Source organism: Metamycoplasma cloacale (genome assembly GCF_900660735.1).
Classification (GTDB): domain Bacteria; phylum Bacillota_I; class Bacilli_A; order Mycoplasmatales; family Metamycoplasmataceae; genus Metamycoplasma; species Metamycoplasma cloacale.
Genome location: NZ_LR215049.1, coordinates 446,901 through 464,526, shown reverse-complemented (window position 1 = coordinate 464,526; position 17,626 = coordinate 446,901). Strand labels below are relative to the sequence as shown.

Annotated in this window: 12 protein-coding genes and 2 tRNA genes; 4 read left to right on the top strand and 10 right to left on the bottom strand. The window is 27.4% G+C overall.

Going from position 1 to position 17,626, the window contains the following annotated elements:
• Positions 1-9: 9 nt before the first annotated feature.
• The gene (locus EXC28_RS05800) at positions 10-891 is read right to left on the bottom strand and encodes a diacylglycerol/lipid kinase family protein (RefSeq protein ID WP_029330351.1); all 882 of its coding nucleotides are present in this window, start codon (positions 889-891) and stop codon (positions 10-12) included.
• A gap of 140 nt (positions 892-1,031) precedes the next feature.
• On the opposite strand from EXC28_RS05800, the gene EXC28_RS02160 reads away from it, so the two are divergent.
• The 4 genes from EXC28_RS02160 (at position 1,032) to EXC28_RS02145 (ending at position 5,925) form a co-directional block, all read left to right on the top strand.
• Positions 1,032-1,115 (top strand) — tRNA-Tyr (locus EXC28_RS02160).
• Between the two features lie 3 nt (positions 1,116-1,118).
• Positions 1,119-1,193, top strand: a tRNA-Gln gene (locus EXC28_RS02155).
• A 73-nt stretch (positions 1,194-1,266) separates the two neighbouring features.
• Positions 1,267-3,669: a leucine--tRNA ligase gene (leuS, locus tag EXC28_RS02150; RefSeq protein ID WP_029330353.1), complete on the top strand. Its 2,403-nt coding sequence runs from the start codon at positions 1,267-1,269 to the stop codon at positions 3,667-3,669.
• Positions 3,670-3,774: 105 nt separating this feature from the next.
• Positions 3,775-5,925, top strand: a complete 2,151-nt coding sequence (locus EXC28_RS02145; protein ID WP_051622582.1) for an ATP-dependent Clp protease ATP-binding subunit — start codon at positions 3,775-3,777, stop codon at positions 5,923-5,925.
• A 42-nt stretch (positions 5,926-5,967) separates the two neighbouring features.
• On the opposite strand, the gene EXC28_RS05795 is transcribed toward EXC28_RS02145, so the two are convergent.
• From EXC28_RS05795 to atpA, 9 genes are all read right to left on the bottom strand, one after another.
• The gene (locus EXC28_RS05795) at positions 5,968-6,474 is read right to left on the bottom strand and encodes a hypothetical protein (protein ID WP_029330357.1); all 507 of its coding nucleotides are present in this window, start codon (positions 6,472-6,474) and stop codon (positions 5,968-5,970) included.
• Positions 6,475-6,563: 89 nt separating this feature from the next.
• A complete protein-coding gene (locus EXC28_RS05790) occupies positions 6,564-8,849 on the bottom strand; it encodes a hypothetical protein (RefSeq protein ID WP_029330359.1) in 2,286 nt (761 codons plus the stop codon).
• Between the two features lie 156 nt (positions 8,850-9,005).
• Entirely contained in the window at positions 9,006-10,205 is a 1,200-nt protein-coding gene (locus EXC28_RS05785) for a hypothetical protein (protein WP_029330362.1), read from the bottom strand.
• A 12-nt stretch (positions 10,206-10,217) separates the two neighbouring features.
• A complete protein-coding gene (locus EXC28_RS05780) occupies positions 10,218-11,219 on the bottom strand; it encodes a hypothetical protein (protein WP_129695089.1) in 1,002 nt (333 codons plus the stop codon).
• A 182-nt stretch (positions 11,220-11,401) separates the two neighbouring features.
• Complete coding sequence (locus tag EXC28_RS05775) at positions 11,402-13,258, bottom strand: hypothetical protein (protein WP_129695088.1); 1,857 nt, start codon at positions 13,256-13,258, stop codon at positions 11,402-11,404.
• A 69-nt stretch (positions 13,259-13,327) separates the two neighbouring features.
• Positions 13,328-13,690 carry a F0F1 ATP synthase subunit delta/epsilon gene (locus tag EXC28_RS02115; RefSeq protein ID WP_029330369.1) on the bottom strand — a complete coding sequence of 121 codons (363 nt, stop codon included), beginning with the start codon at positions 13,688-13,690 and terminating at the stop codon, positions 13,328-13,330.
• Positions 13,690-15,150 (bottom strand): F0F1 ATP synthase subunit beta, encoded by a 1,461-nt coding sequence (gene atpD, locus EXC28_RS02110; RefSeq protein WP_029330371.1) that lies wholly within the window; start codon positions 15,148-15,150, stop codon positions 13,690-13,692. The genes EXC28_RS02115 and atpD overlap by 1 nt, the downstream gene beginning before the upstream one ends.
• A 13-nt stretch (positions 15,151-15,163) precedes the next feature.
• A complete protein-coding gene (gene atpG / locus EXC28_RS02105) occupies positions 15,164-16,054 on the bottom strand; it encodes an ATP synthase F1 subunit gamma (protein ID WP_029330373.1) in 891 nt (296 codons plus the stop codon).
• Positions 16,033-17,616 carry a F0F1 ATP synthase subunit alpha gene (gene atpA, locus EXC28_RS02100; RefSeq protein ID WP_029330375.1) on the bottom strand — a complete coding sequence of 528 codons (1,584 nt, stop codon included), beginning with the start codon at positions 17,614-17,616 and terminating at the stop codon, positions 16,033-16,035. Before atpA ends, atpG begins: the two co-directional genes overlap by 22 nt.
• Between the last annotated feature and the right edge of the window lie 10 nt (positions 17,617-17,626).

The window sequence follows — 17,626 nt, the reverse complement described above, 5'->3', positions numbered from 1 at the left end:
TCAAAAGGTTTAATTTAAATCTTTTGATATTTTTACACTTTGAACATCTTGATAGATCTCACCATCAATTTGCATTATTTCTTTGCGATCTAGATATACTTCAATATTCGTACCTCTAAGAATGTTAACACCTTTTATTTTCTTGTGTAAACCTGTATATACAAGTGGGAATAAAGTGATTAATTTTGCTTTTGATAATTGACTGAAAATAATGATATCTAAAGTATTTGATAAACGATTGGCATATGGGGCAATTTTCATTCCACCACCGTAGTATTTTCCATTCATAATTGAAATTAATAATACATCTTTAAAAATAATTTCCTTACCATCAATTTTAACAACAACTGTATCATAAGCTTTAAAGTTTTTAAATTCTTTATATGCGAATTTAAAAAATGAACGTTGAGATTTAGCATTTTTAGCTTCGTTTAGTCCGTTAGCAATATGAGCATCTAGTCCAATACCTGTTCCATTTAAAAACACATTTTTATTATTATTATTATTTCATTGAATGACGGGAAGCGATTTTAGATATGGATTAAGTAAAAAGAATTTCTTTTCAATAACCTCTGTTGTATTAATTTCTTTAATTGAACGTAGAAAATCATTCCCAGTTCCAGCTTTATAACAATATATCTTTGGTAGATTTTCAATATTATATATTTCATTAGCGATTTTATAAAGTGTTCCATCACCACCGATAATAATAACTATATCCTTATATTGGTTAAGAATTTTAATGAAATTTTGCGGTTGTGTTATTTGAATTAAATTTAGTAGTTTATATTCGTTCATTTTAAATGTTTTAATTGCTTTTTTAACAATCTGTTGAATTAAACGATTTTTCTTACCGGTTTTTGATAGCGAATTATAAAGAATGTATAACATATTGATAATTATAATAAAGTATTTAATTATTCTTTGAGATAGACAGATTTTTTAGTTAAAAAAAGCCAAAAATGATAAAAAAACTTATGTTTTTATAATTTCTTTTTTATAATTTTGTATAATTGTTAAAGCAATTAGATGGAGGGGTAGCGAAGCGGCCAAACGCGGGTGGCTGTAACCCACTTCCTAACGGTTCGGGGGTTCGAATCCCTCCCCCTCCACCATATTGCCCTTTAGCCAAGCGGTAAGGCAGCGGTTTTTGGTACCGCCATCCGTTAGTTCGAATCTAACAAGGGCAGCCATTTATCAAAAGATACCAAAGAGCAATACATTTGCTCTTTTTATTTTTTTATTATTTGGTAAAATAATAATATTATGTATAATCACGTTGAAATTGAAAAAAAATGACAAAAATATTGAGAAGAAAAGAAAGTTTATCAAACCAAAGAATTAAGCAATAAAAAAGCATATATTTTAGATATGTTCCCATATCCTTCAGGAGCTGGGTTGCACGTTGGACATCTAGAAGGATATACCGCTACTGATATCATCAGTCGTTACAAAAGATTGTCCGGTTTCGATGTTTTACACCCAATTGGATGAGATGCTTTTGGATTGCCAGCTGAACAATATGCCTTAAAAACAGGTAATCATCCAGCACCATTTACTTTAAAAAATATTGATAATTTTAGAAAACAATTGAAATCTTTAGGTTTTTCTTATGATTATGATAAAGAAGTAAATACAACAGATCCAAAATTCTATGTTTGAACTCAATGAATATTTAAGGAATTATATAAAGCAGGTCTAGCTTCAATTGAAGAAATTGACGTCAATTGATGTGAAGGATTGGGTACTGTTTTAGCAAACGAAGAAATTATTGAAAAAAATGGGATTAAAGTATCTGAAAGAGGCAATTTCCCTGTTGTCAAAAAACCAATGAAACAATGAGTTTTGAAAATCACTGCTTATGCTGAAAAATTACTTGAAGGGTTAGATGAACTTGATTGACCAGAAAGTCTAAAAACTCTTCAAAAGAATTGAATTGGTAAATCAGTTGGACATGAAGTTTTATGAAAAATTAAAAACTATAATTACGAATTAAAAACTTTTACAACTAGATTAGATACATTATATGGTGTTTCTGCAGTGATTATCTCACCAGAACATCCTCTTGTAGCTAAATTAACCCTTCCTTCAAAAAGAGCTGAAGTTCAAAATTATATTAAGGAAACCAAATTAAAAAACGAACTAGAAAGAACCCAATTGATTAAAGAAAAAACCGGTGTGTTTTTAGGTTCGTATGCAATCCATCCGGCAACTAATCAATTAATTCCTATTTGAATATCCGATTATGTTTTAATGTCATATGGTTCAGGAGCGGTTATGTGTGTTCCAGCTCATGATGAACGTGATTATGAATTTGCTAAAAAATATGACTTATCAATAAATTGTGTAATCGAAAATAACTCTAGCCTACCTTATCTAGAAGATGGATTACATATTAATAGTGATTTAATTAATGGTTTAAACATTCAAGAATCAATTGAAAAACTTGAATTATCTTTAGATAATAAAGTATCAAGAAAAATTAGTTTTAAATTAAGAGATTGAATTTTTTCACGTCAAAGATATTGAGGAGAACCTTTCCCTGTATTATTTGATGAAGAAAATAATTTATACTTAGTAAAAGAATTAGTGGAATTACCAGATGTAAAAAACATTAAATCATCAAATTCAACCGAAGGACCACTTGCTAATGTTGAATCTTGAATGAATGTCGTAATTAATGGTAAAAAATATCGTCATGATACCAATGTTATGCCTCAATGAGCGGGTTCTAGTTGATACTATCTAGCATATATTTTAAAAAACCCCGATGGAAGTTATGCTCCATTAAATAGTGAAGAAGCTAAGAAACGTTTTGAGAGTTGATTGCCCGTTGATTTATACATTGGTGGTCAAGAACATGCTGTATTACATTTATTGTATGCTAGATTTTGACATCGTTTCTTGTTTGATTTAGGAGTTGTTCCTACAAAAGAACCGTTTTATAAATTAATCAATCAAGGTTTAATTTTAGGTCCAGATGGTCAAAAAATGTCTAAATCTTTAGGGAACGTTATTAACCCAGATGAATTAGTTGAAAGTCACGGGGCTGATGCATTGCGTGTATATGAAATGTTTATGGGGCCATTAACTGATTCTAAAGCATGAAATACCGATTCATTAGACGGAATTAGAAAGTGATTGGATAAAATTTATAATCAATTTACATATTTTGCTAAAAACGTAAAATTAATTGATGATAATCCTGAATTAGATAGCAATATCAATCAATTAATTCTAGATGTTGAAGACAATATTAATAAATATAAATTTAATATAGCAATTAGTAAAATGATGGTATTTATTAACTATTTAGGTTCACTTGAAAATATTCATTCAATTACTCCATTGAAAACATTTGCGATTTTATTGTCACCATTTGCTCCTCATCTAGCTGAAGAATTATTATTCATTTTAAAAGAAAAATCATTAGAACATCAAAGTTGACCATTTGCTCAAATTGATAAAATTCTTTCAAAAAATCCTCAAATCGGTATTCAAATTAATGGTAAAGTTAGAGGACAAATTGAAATTCTTCCACATTGAACAGAAGATGATGTAGTTAATAATGCAACTTCACAAGAAAATATTCAAAAATGAATTAAAGATTTCAAAATAGTTAAAGTAATTTATATTCCTAATAAAATACTTAATATTATTGTTAAATAGTGAAAAAACCAAATTCACTATTTTTTATTAAACTTTTTTAGCACTCTCACCAAAAGAGTGCTAAAATATATAGTAAGTTGTTCAAAAAAATAGGAGGTATGAAATATGCAAGCATCATATACACCAAATCTATCAGGTAAAGAAATGTTAGAACAATTTGGGAGAAATTTAACATCACTTGCTAGTCAAAATAAATTAGAACCCGTCATAAATCGTGATGATGAAATTCGTTCATTAGTACGTATTTTGTCAAGAAAAACTAAAAATAACCCAGTTTTAGTTGGAGAACCAGGAGTTGGTAAAACAGCGATTGTTGAAGGTTTAGCAAGAAAAATTGTTGAAGGTCAAGTTTCAGAAAATTTGAAAAATAAACAAATTATTGAACTAGATTTACCTTCAATTTTAGCTGGTACTGAATTTAGGGGGCAATTTGAAGAACGTTTGAAAAAAATAGTCAATGAAGTTGTTAAATCAGATGGTGAAATTATTTTATTCATTGATGAAATTCATATGTTAGTAGGTGCTGGTTCGACTGGCAAAAACGATATGGATGCAGCGAATATATTAAAACCTCTAATGGCAAGGGGACAATTGCACTTAATTGGTGCAACTACATTAGATGAATATCGTGAACATATCGAACAAGATCCAGCTTTAGAAAGAAGAATGCAAAAAGTATATATTGCAGAACCTAGCGTCGAAGATACGATTACTATTCTAAGAGGAATTAAAGAAAGATATGAAACATTTCATGAAGTAAAAATTGAAGATGAAGCTCTAGTTGCAGCGGCCAATTTATCTGCAAGATATATTTCAGATCGTTTTCTACCCGACAAAGCAATTGATTTAATTGATGAAGCGGCTTCAAATATTAAAACTGAAATGAATTACATTCCAGAACCATTAGAAAAAATTAAATTGCAAATTGCTAAATTAGAAATCGAAAAAGTTGCTTTGAAAGATGAAGAAAAATTATCTACTAAATCAAAAGAAAGATTATCAGAAATTGATAGTGAACTAAATATATTAAAAGAAAAAGAAAAGAATCTTGAATTAAGATGAAAAGAGGAAAAAGAAGATATTCAAAAATTTAGTTCAATTAAAGAAAATTTAGATGATTTAAAAAATAAATTGATTTTGATGCAAAATGAAGGTAAATATGAACAAGCTTCAAAAATTAAATACTTTTTAATTCCTGAATTAGAAAAGAATTTAACTGAATATGAAGTTAAATTAAACAGCCGTAAGAATCGTTTAATAAAAGAAACAGTTGATGCAGAAGAAGTGGCTAACATTGTTTCTAAATGATCAAGAATACCAGTAACTAAATTACTTGAATCTCAAAGACATAAAATTTTAAATTTAGAAGAAAGCTTGAATTTACGTGTTAAAGGTCAAACAGAAGCTATTCATCAAGTAAGTCAAGCAATTATTCGTGCAAAAGCAAATATTAACGACCCTAACCGTCCAATTGGTTCATTTATGTTTTTAGGACCAACTGGTGTTGGTAAAACGGAATTATCTAAAGCATTAGCAGAAGCACTTTTTGACGATGAAAATCACATAGTCAGATTAGATATGTCTGAATATATGGAAAAATATTCAAGCACACGTTTAATTGGTTCTGCTCCTGGTTATGTAGATTCACAAAAAGGTGGTCAATTAACAGAAAAAATTCGTCAAAATCCATATTCAATTGTATTGTTTGATGAAATAGAAAAAGCTCATCCAGATATATTGAATTTATTGTTGCAAATTTTAGATAATGGTCAAATTACAGATGCAAGAGGAAAAATTATTAACTTCAGAAATACAATAATTATTATGACCTCAAACATTGGAAGCACAGAAATATTACAGAATAACTTTAGTAGTTCAAAAATGAAATCAATGTTAGCTTTAAAATTTAAACCAGAATTTATTAATAGAATTGATGAAATTATTCCATTTAATAGTTTAAACATTAATATTATTGAAGAAATTACCAAACTCGAATTAAATAAATTGATTAAAAGAATTGCTGATAATCAAAACATTAATGTCCAAATTAATGAAGATGTTTTAAAATATATTGCTAAGTCTGCCCATGATCCTGCCTTTGGCGCGCGTCCTATTAAAAGATTTATTCAAAAAGAAATTGAAGCTAAATTAGCTATTAAAATCATTGAAGAAGAATTCAAAGAAAATCAAATTGTTTATTTATATATGAATAATAACTCAATTGAAATATCTACTTCTCCTACTTCAGTAAATTAAAAAAATGCTTTTAATTAAGCATTTTTTTAATTTATACAGAAGTTAGTTTTTATCTATATTGTCATCATTTATTTCAGATACAACTGGTTTATTAATTTCTAATTCTTCTTGTGTTTCTACGTTTTCTTGATCTTCGGTTTGTTTGACGCTTTCTGTTTGAGTTCAAATATCTTCTAGTGTTTTTTGCATTTCTTCTTCTGCTTTTACCGCAGATAGTCTTATTAATTCGTTACCTGAAATAATTTTAGGTAATATAAAGAATGAAGGTATAAAGAAGAATATACCTAAAATTAAAAGTGCTTGAGCTCCAATTCTGTGCATTTTAATTGCTAATAAAATATTTAAGACAAGAATAACAACTGAAAAAATTGAAATTCAACTTAACATAGTTTTAAGATTTAGAGTTAATAATTCTATTGTTGCAGATCCTTTAGTTGTACCAATAAAAGCACTAGCAACAACAGTAATTATTCCGATTGTATAGGCAATAACGGCTAATATATTGAAAACTAATGATGCAATAGCTATTTGTCTAATTTCTTTTTTCATAAAATCTCCTAATATAATTTTAATAAAATTATTTCAGGACTGTAAAAAAGAAAATGAATTAGATATTGCACTAATTCATTTTTTAATCTTTAATTTAGTTTAACTGAATAAGGAATTGCTTGAGTATCTGAAAGTTTGAAGTAAATACTATATGTAAATGTACCTTGTTCATTTCTTTCTCTAGTTATTGCGAATGCTTTTTGGCCTGATGCTCTTGAGTGTTCTTTAGCTAAAAGCAATTTAGATGCCGCAAAGTTTGCTAGAAAATCACTATCGAAAGTTAATCCTATAAATTCATTTGAAGCTTTAGATTTTGAGGGTCCAAATAAAAGCTTAATATTACCGCCTGTTTCTTTTACATATTTGATATACCCATTAGTATATTCATCTGTAGTTGCTCCTGTAAATAATTCTTCAATTTTTACAAGTGCTTCTGGTGCTAATGTTCCTGAAACAAGTTGGTTATTTTGTGCTTTTAAATCAAATTCAGTATTTCCTTCTTCATAAGGTTTAAGACCTTCTATAACCTTGTTGTATTTGTATAATTGACCAGTTATATTATTTCTAAATACAAATTCAAGTGTTTTCTTACCTTGTTTTCATAATTCAGTTTCTTCAGTAGATTTAATATTTGTTTTAATGCTTAAATAAATTATGAAATCATGTGGTGTTGTTAATGCTGTATTTGCTTTTATAGTTATACCTAGATCTTGATAAGTAATATCTGAAGCTGTTTTAGTTTCTTTGTTTTGAATTTGAATATTTAATTCACTAATGTATGCTTCAAATTGTGGACCACCTGTAATAATATCGTTTTGTAAAACAGTTGGAGTTTCACTTTGAGATGTTCAAATATTAATAGTAGTTTCTAGTTTGTTTGTTTCAACGTTTCATGTTGAAGAATAAATACTTTCTTTGTTATATCTTTTAATTCCGTGTTGGGCTAGTAATTCATCAGTTACCTCAACCGCATTATCGTCTATTTGTCCTGATTCTGTGTAGTAAAGAATTGCTTTGTCAAGGTTTGATGATATTTCATCACTAAATAATCTAGTTTCAACTTTTAATTTGCTAATAAATTCATTAATTTGATCATCGCTTAATTCTGGAACTGCTTTGAAGTTATTGATCTTAAATTCATAAGTTTCTTCACTTGGCAAGCCTATTGTTCCATCATTAGTTATAACAACATCAAATGTAACTTCGTTATTGTTTTCGATATTAATTTGTACTGGTGTTATTTTGGTTATTGATAAACCTCATTTTGCAAGATAACTTGTCGCATCGATATCTTGATCGTTAACTCTAAATTTCATAGCAAATTTAGCAATAGTATCAGCGTCTGTAATGGCTTGATCAACTACAAAGTCTGTTACAATTTTTTCATCCTTACCGGTATAGTCAAGTGTTAAATGTAAGTATTTTTCAATAAAATCTTTATTAATTCCTGCTAAATAATTGTGGTTTAATAATAGATCTTTTTCTTGTGTTGTATATTCATTGTATTTCAATGAAACTTTCATTTTTACGTTGTTTCCATCAAAAGTTTCATTGTTAATATCAAAGTCATATTTAAATAACACTTCTAAATTATTAGGAACAAACATTTCTTCATTGTTTAGTCTTAAATCAAATGTACCATCGTCAATTGCAAAGTATGAAATCTCAAAAGTTCTAGGTTGTGCTTCCATGCCTGTTGATACGTCAATTAATGTGTATGAAGTAGCAGATGAATTCAATAAATTATTAATGTGTTCATTGCTAATTAAAAATCCATCAATTAATGTTGATTTTTCTCTTGAGATAAATTCTTGTTTATCGTTTTTGACGTAACCAATTTTGTAATTTACTTTTAATTGGTTGGTTTTACTTAAATGTTCAATTGATAAATCTTTGATTTGATATAGTTTTTCATTTAAGTTTGAAAAAGTAATATTAGATTCAGTAACGTCTTTTAGTTCAATATTTGCTTTTTCATTGCATAGAGCTTCAATATTCATAATTACAGAATTTAGATAATCATTTGAATATTCAAGATCGACAAATCCTGTAATTTCAATCGTTTTTGAAATTTTAAGTTCATTTTTTTCTTTTAAAGAAACAACTAAATTTACAGTAACTTTACCACTACCTGTTTGAATTGAGTCGATATTAACGTTCAATTTTTCTGTATTGTATGTTAAAATGATTGCTTCTTTATTTACTTCTGATGATGTAATAGTTTCTTTATTATTTACATCCGCTGTTATATTTGAAGCTAGTTGTTGTAATTCTGCTTCATAATTTTTTGTTTTATCACATGACGCAGCTATAACTCCTGTTGCAGCTGGAACTGTCATTGCTAAAAATAATGTTCAAATTTTCTTGTTTTTCATTAAATCTCCTATGTCGATTCATAAATAATTTTATTTATTTTTAAATATTTTTTTTGCAAATGACCTGCATTTATGCAAAGAAAAAATAAAAAACAGCATTATGTAATGCTCTTATACATTATTTATGTTGTTTTTTAAATGCCTTATATAATAATGTTAATTTTGTTTATCACACCCAGTTATATTTTTTGATTTTAAAACTATTTTATTAAAATAATTTTGTGTTTGTCATTGAAGTTGATTTTTAATTGATATATTACATTTCTTTTCTTCTAAAGAACTTTTGTAAATTTCTTTTAATACTATTGAATAGAACTGACTAAAATATTTGTCATTAGTACTTATATTTAAATTGTATTCATTATAAATGATTTTAAATAATTTCGGGTATTCAACGTGGTTTTTATTAAATGTAATTTGAATCTCATCATTATTTTTAATTAAATATAAACCTGAATTTTCTAGTTTGATTATTAATTCATTTGTTGGATTTGTTATGGTAACAATAGGATTTTTTGAATTGCTAAAATTTTCATTGATTTTATATAGATTTATATCAAAAATAATTTTCGGGTCAGCAAATGTTAAAACATTCAATGCGATTGAACTTTTAACAGTATTAGTGAAATTAATTTTCGCACATAATTGATGTTTAGTTTGTGGGAGATAAGAAATTGCATTTAACAGTATATATTTCTCAAGTTCATCCGTATTTACATTGTTGTTTAATAGATTATAGTTTGTTATAGTTAATTTTCTATTTTTAATTTTTACAAAAAATATTGTTGTAGTAATTAAGGCACTAATCAGATAAAATACGGTTGAAGAAATTCCTATTATAAATATTGGTTCTTTTAGTGAAGATGTATGTTTCAATGGGGCTAACAATAAAGAAATATATATTGTTAGTAATATAATGGTTTGTATCCAAGCGAACCAACATACTAGCAATATATTTACAAGGTTTAATTGTCATGTTCTTTTAGAACTGATATTATAATTACATTTTTTTTGTCAAATTTCATCAGTAATATCAGTGTAAATATTGGTGTAATTTTCATTATTTGATTTGATTGTATTTATATAGTAGTTCAAAGCGGAAACTGAATTTTTATTTATTTTCTTATATTCAATAATTGGGAATCTTTTCTCATTAATACAAGTTAATAGAATTATTATAATTAAAAGATTAACGATAGTAAGAAATGATAATATAATGATTTTATATATTTGACTTAAAGGTAATACGTTAATCGTAATAAATAATAATATGAACTCAATGAATGAAAATATACCAAAAGAAAGGATAGAATATATTAATGTATTTAAATTAAATTTATGGATATTTTTGTTCATCATCTTTCCTTTTTATAAATAATCAAATGCTTGTCAGTCTAATTTATTTTCAACTACTATTTTATAATTTAATTTTTCAATTGATGAGTTATAAATTTCTTTAAGAACAATGTTTAAAAACTTTTCGAAATATATATCATTTGTTGTTATTTGTAAATTTCTTTCATTATGAATCAGTTTAAATAATTCTGGATATTCAACTTTTTCTTTTTTAAAGAATATTGTAACCTTATCATTTTTATTTTCTAGTTCAAATTTATTCTTTTCTAATAAAGTTAAAAGATTGTTTGAAGGATTATGAATAGTTATATTTGGATTGTTAGAAGATTTGAATTTTTCAATAAGAATAAATAGTTTGTCGATTAAAATATTGGATGGTTCTATTAATAATAAAACTATTTTTTTTATTACCGCAGGTCAATGCTCTAATCATTTGAATACTGAGTAAAATGATTTTCTTGTATTTGGAATATATGAAATCGCATTCAGTAAAACAAAATCTTTTAATTGCTCATTATTTGCATGTTTATTTAATATATCAGCATTATTAATTATTTTTTGAATATCTTGAACTTCTTGAGTGAAAAAAATCGAAGAAGATAATATATTAAACATATAAAATATAAAGATAGTAATATATATTATTAATGTCATTTCTTTTAAATCATTTGATAATCTATCATTTAACTTTGATATGTATTTATCTATAAATTGAAAAATTATTACAAAATTAATAAAATTTATTAATAAATTAACTCATGATATTCAATGTATATAATAAACATAAAAAACATCAATAATATTTTTGTTTTTTAAACGTTCGTTAGAAATTTTTTGAAGTTTCTTGTTTCAAATTTTTTCAACAGAACTTAAATATAAATTATTAATATCTTTATTCGTTTTAAATGAAAGTTTTTTTTCGTAAATAAAGAAATTTAAACTAGAAATAGAATTTTCTTGAATTTTATTTGCTCACAAATATGTTCTTGGTTGTTTATATGCTAAAAGTCACATTACAAGTATTGTGATTAAATTAATTAGAAAAAAAGGTAGTGAATGTATTAAAACATTATTAATTGTAAAGTTATTTTTTCGGGTTAAGCCAACATACAATAAATCTGTAATATGAAAGATTTGAAATGTTAATATAAAAAACCATATTTTATTTATAAATCATTTAAATTTTATATTTCTCATTATCATCCTTTACTAATGGGCGAATTTTCATTGTCGATAATAAAAACAGTTTTATTAATAGCATCATATTTTAAAATTATTTTTTTTCTGTCGGGTTCTTTCTTATGTTCATTGTATAGTTGTTTAAATAGTTCATCTTTGTAGAAAGTATTTAGAAATAATATTGGAGGTGCAGCGATATCTCTTGTGGCAAAATAAACATTTCTTCGTCATTGGTTATTTTGAAAATCATTGTTAAAAACTCTATAATTATTATCATTTAGATTTTTAACAAAAGCGCCTTTTCAAATAGCCATGTCTGAACAATTTAACAAATATAAAATTTCATCACTAAATCATGTTAATTTATCATTCATTTTATCAATTAAGATATCTCCGTTTAAATATGCTGCATAGTAAGAAATTCAAGTATATTTAATGTTTTTATTTTGAATAATGAAACCATTATTTAATAATTGTGGTTTTGGTAAGAAATTTAAACAATCAATTCTGAAATTAGCATTTTCAATTGCTTCATTTTTAAAAATTTTATTTTTAATTTTATTATATAGTTCTGACCCATTTTTACTAAATTCATGTTTGTTTTTCATTCATATATGTTCAATTATTTTGTCAAAAAAATTTATTTTTGTTCTATAGTGAACTGCTGTAGAACCGAGTAAGATCAATAAATCATTTATATTAAGCGATTCATTGTTATCAGCTTGATTCAATATTCTATCAAGTGTCTTGAAATATTCTCTTAATTTTTTATTTCTCGGATTTCAATCGCCTAATTTTCAATTATCCTTATATTTGAAATTTATATAATAATTTATTCTGTTTGTTTGCCAAGCTGAAGTTCAATCTTCTCCTAATAGAGCATTTAAACTTAACAATAATTCTTTTGTTATAGAATATATAGAAAAAACATTTATTGGTATTGGTATTGCTTTTTCGACTATTTTTCCACTTAATTCTAAAAATTTAGCTAAATTGGAATTGATAGCAAAATTTTTATAGAAATCGTTATTTAATTCTTTTTTTAATTCCCAGAATTCTTTTTGATTCTCAATATCAATGGTTCTTGGTTTAATATTTGAAACCACATAATCTTCATTAAAACTTAAATGATTAATATTATGAGAATTCTTTATTATTAAATTGTTTAGAATTTCCTCATCATAATATATGTTAATAGATTCGAAAAATATTTTAAATCAAAAAGGGACATTAATTTCAAATAATGGATCACTTTCAAATATATTCATTATGTAAAAAAATAATCTTATTCCTGATTGATGATATTTTTTCTTATTTTCCAATGTAGACGTTTTAAGTCAAGCGGTTTCGTTTTTTACAAAGGATATTAAAAGATTTCGATATATCATGTCAAAAGTTAAGAAACAGTATGTATATGAATCTTTTCTTGATATTATTAAAGTTAATAAATCGTATAATGGTTTTAATTCATAGTCTTTTTTAGAAAAATGTTCTATAGTTGTGGTATTAAAATAAACGCTATTACTATATTTTAAATTGAATTGTAAATCTCAATTGTTAAAATCTACGTATATTTTATCATCTCCCAAACCATTGCTTTTGGTTCATTTTTTATTATTGTTTTTAGCTATATCTTCTTTTCTGCTATCATTTATTTCTTTGTTGTCATTATCATTATTGTCGCATCCATTATAACTATGTCCACCAAAGTCATCATTCATTCAGCAAGTACCATCATTTGCTGGATTTTTATTAGCTCTAAAATCAACTTCTTCTTCTTCTGAATTACTATTATTTGTTTTCGCACTAATTATTGTTTGCGGAATTAATGCTGGCAAACATAAAAACATTAAATTTAAATTTATTTTCTTCAATATCCCCCTCCAATTTATATTTTACACAAATAAAAACGCACATTTAATAAATGTACGTTATAAGGTTGTTTACTTTTGAACTAAGTTTTTCTTGATTTTAACTTCTTCAATAATTGTATATTTTGAAATATCATCATTATGTTTTAATTTAGCTTCTTCAATTGGTTTATCAGAAACTTCATTTACGATGAAAGATAATACATCATTTTGAAATTGAACTATTCCATTTCCGACATACAGTTTGAAATGATCAGAAGCATTACTTCAATTGATTTGGATAATTGAAGGAATTACAGCAGCCATAAATGAGGTTGCGCCTGCCATTAATCCAATTTCACCTTCTGTTGTTCTAAAAGTAACAATATTAGCCTTTTGATCTAAATAAATACCATGTGGAGTACTAATTATTACGTGTATTTGATTTGAAGTCATTATTTTTGATTATAACCTAATTTGTGAGCTTTTTGAATTGCATCTTCAATAGTTCCGACATATAAAAATGCTTCTTCTGGTAAATCATCATATTTACCACTTAGTATTTCTTTAAATGAATGAATAGTATCGCTTAATTTAATGTATTTGCCAGGAATTCCAGAGAATTTTTCAGCAACGAAAAAGGGTTGTGATAAAAAGTTTCTAATTCTTCTTGCTCTGGCAACAATTTTCTTATCTTCTTCTGATAATTCATGCATTCCTAAAATTGCAATAATATCTTGTAATTCTTTAAATCTTTGTAGAATATTTTGAACTGCTCTTGCAGTATTGTAATGTTCAATACCTATTACATTTGGATCCATCATTCTCGAATTTGAACCAAGTGGGTCAATAGCTGGATAGATTCCAAGTGCTGCAATATCTCTATCTAAAACAGTTTTAGCATCTAGGTGCGTAAATGTTGTTGCTGGCGCTGGGTCGGTTAAGTCATCGGCGGGCACGTATACAGCTTGAACTGAGGTAATTGAACCTTTGTTAGTTGAGGTTATTCTTTCTTGTAATTGACCCATTTCAGTTGCCAAGGTAGGTTGATATCCTACAGCAGAAGGCATTCTACCTAGCAGGGCACTAACCTCTGAACCGGCTTGTGTAAATCTAAAGATGTTATCAATGAATAATAAAACATCTTGACCCATGTTATCTCTGAAATATTCAGCCATAGTTAAAGCAGTAAATGGAGTTCTCATTCTAGCTCCAGGAGGTTCGTTCATTTGTCCGAAAACTAATGCCGTTTTTTCAAGAACACCACTTGCTTTCATTTCGTGGTATAAATCGTTACCTTCTCTAGTTCTTTCACCAACTCCGGCAAACACAGATAAACCACCATGTTCTTTTGCAATGTTATTAATTAATTCTTGAATTAAAACAGTTTTACCAACACCTGCTCCACCAAATAAACCAATTTTTCCACCTTTGATGTATGGCATTAATAAGTCAATAACTTTAATACCTGTTTCGAAGATTTCAAGTGAAGATTTTTGTTCTTCATAACTTGGTGCTGAACGGTGAATTGGATTTTTTTCGCTGAAGTGATCATCTTTTTGGTCGATAGGTTGCCCTAGAACATTAAACATTCTTGAAAGAATTTCTTTACCTACTGGTACAGAAATTGGATGACCTAGATCTTTAACTTTCATTCCCCTTTTAAGTCCAATTGTTAAATTCATTGCAATTGTTCTAACTGCGTCATTACCAATGTGTTGCGCAACTTCAAGAATTTGTGCAGGAGCATGCGGATCTTCTTGAATAATTTCTAAAGCTGATAGCATTTTTGGGGCTTTATTTTCTTCGAAACGAACGTCAATAACGGCGCCCATGATTTGACTAATAATACCAATATTTTCTTGATTGTCAGCAACTTTAAATGTTTCTGATTTTTTAATTGTTCTCTTTGCCATATTGCTCCTTTCTTTATGAATTTGAACCACCGACAATTTCGGTAATTTCTTGTGTAATTTTTGCTTGACGTGAACTATTGTATTTAATTTGTAGATCGTCGATTAATTCTTCTGCATTGTCTGAAGCTTGTTCCATTGCGGTTCTTCTTAATGACATTTCAGATAATTTTGCATTAAATAATGCGTGATAAATCATTGCTTCAAAGAAAATAACAAATGAACTTTCCAAAATTTTGTCAGCATTAGGTTCAAATGTTGTCTCTAGTGATTGCATAAATTTTGTTTGGTTGTTTTCATTATTTGTACTTTTTTCACGCTCTAGTGTGTCAATTGAAATTGGGAATATTTCTCTAACAACAGGATCTGCAGTAATTGGATTGATATATTTTGTATAAATCAATTTAACTGATTTTAGCAATGAAATTTGTAGCACGTCGTAAATTTTGCTTGAAATAATTTTTGCTATTTCATAATCAGGACTATCCCCGATTTGAGTTAATGTTTGAATTATATGTGTATTAGGTCTTTTGTTAAGTAAAGTTAATAGTTTCGAACCAATGACGATTAATATATCATCATCAGTTACAACTTCGTTAATTTTTTTAATCATATTTGAATTATATGATCCGCATAAACCTAAATCACTTCCAAACACGATGTATAAATTTCTTTTTTGAGCAAATGCTAATGCATGTGTATTAAGTAATTCATCGATGTTTTGTTCTGAATGTTGAATTAGATTTAGAAATAATTTTTCTACTGAATGGAAATAGTCGTTCATTTCATTAAATTGTCTTTTAACTTTTGCGAATTTCGCAGTAGCAACTAATTCCATTGCTTTTGTAATTTTTTTAGTTGAATTTACCGATGAAATCCGGTGCTTTATTTTTTGTAAGCTTTCCATGGTAATTCAGGAACTTCTAGATGTAATTCTGATTTGTATTTAGGAATTGTAACGATAAACTCTTTATTAAAATTATTAATTTGTTCTCATAATTCTTCAATTAAAGTTTCGCTTCAATCGCTTGCTTTTTTTAATTCAGTAGCAACTTTAATTGCATTGGCATTCTTTTTAAAGAATTTTAGTAATTCCTTAATGTAATGGATTATTTCTTCTTTTGGTATTGGATTGATTAAACGATATTTACTGCAGAATAGAATCAAGATTTGTTCGGTCAATGAATAAGGTGAATATTGAGGTTGTTTCAATAGTTCATATACTTTTGCGCCGTGTTCTAGAACGTTTCTTGTGTTTTGGTCTAAATCACTTCCGAATTGAGCAAATGCTAGCATTTCATTATATTGCGCTAATTCTAATTTTAAGCTTGAAACAACTTTCTTCATTAATTTAGTTTGAGCAGCAGATCCTACCCGACTAACTGAATAACCAATATCAATAGCTGGTCTTTGACCTGAGTTGAATATTGATTCTTTAGTGAAAATTTGTCCATCTGTAATTGAAATAACATTAGTTGGGATATATGCTGAAATATCTTCTGCTTGTGTTTCGATAATCGGTAGAGCTGTAATAGAACCGCCACCGTGTTCCTTATTTAATTTAGCAGCTCTTTCTAGCAATTGTGAGTGAAGATAGAAGACATCCCCCGGATATGCTTCACGTCCTGGTGGACGACGTAGAAGAAGTGATAATGTACGATAAGCAACAGCATGTTTAGATAGATCGTCATATACTATTAAAACATCCTTACCTTTTGCCATTCATTCTTCTGCAATTGTTACTCCTGTATATGGTGCGATATATTGTAAAGGAGCTGGTTCTGAAGCTGACGCTGAAATAATTGTTGTGTATTTTAATGCATCGTGTTTATTTAGGTTATCAACTATTTGTGAAATGGTTGATGATTTTTGACCAATCGCTACGTAGATACAACGTACATCACGACCCTTTTGGTTAACAATAGTATCGATTGCGATTGATGTTTTTCCTGTTTGTCTATCTCCGATGATTAATTCACGTTGACCTTTACCGATTGGAATCATTGCATCAATTGCTAAAATTCCTGTGTGTAGAGGTTCGTTAACTGACTCTCTTGTCATAACACCAGGTGCAATTTTAAAAATTGGTGAAGTGATATCGTATTCAATTTTACCTTTACCATCAATTGGTTTAGCTAAGGCATTAACGACACGTCCAAGTAGTTTATCACCAACTGGAGTAGAAATAACTTCGTGAGTACGTGCAACTAATTCACCTTCAACGATGTTACGATCATCTCCCATTACAACAACACCAACTAGGTCTTCTTCTAAATTTAGTGCCATTCCAAGACTACCGCCTTCAAATTTAACTAATTCACCGTATTGAACATTATTTAAACCACTTACTAATGCAATTCCATCTCCAACGGTAATAACCTTACCGGTTTCATCAAATGTAATTGATTCATTAAAATCTCTAATTTGTGATTTAATGATTGCTGATAAATCATTTGGTTTGATTGCCATAAATCCTCCT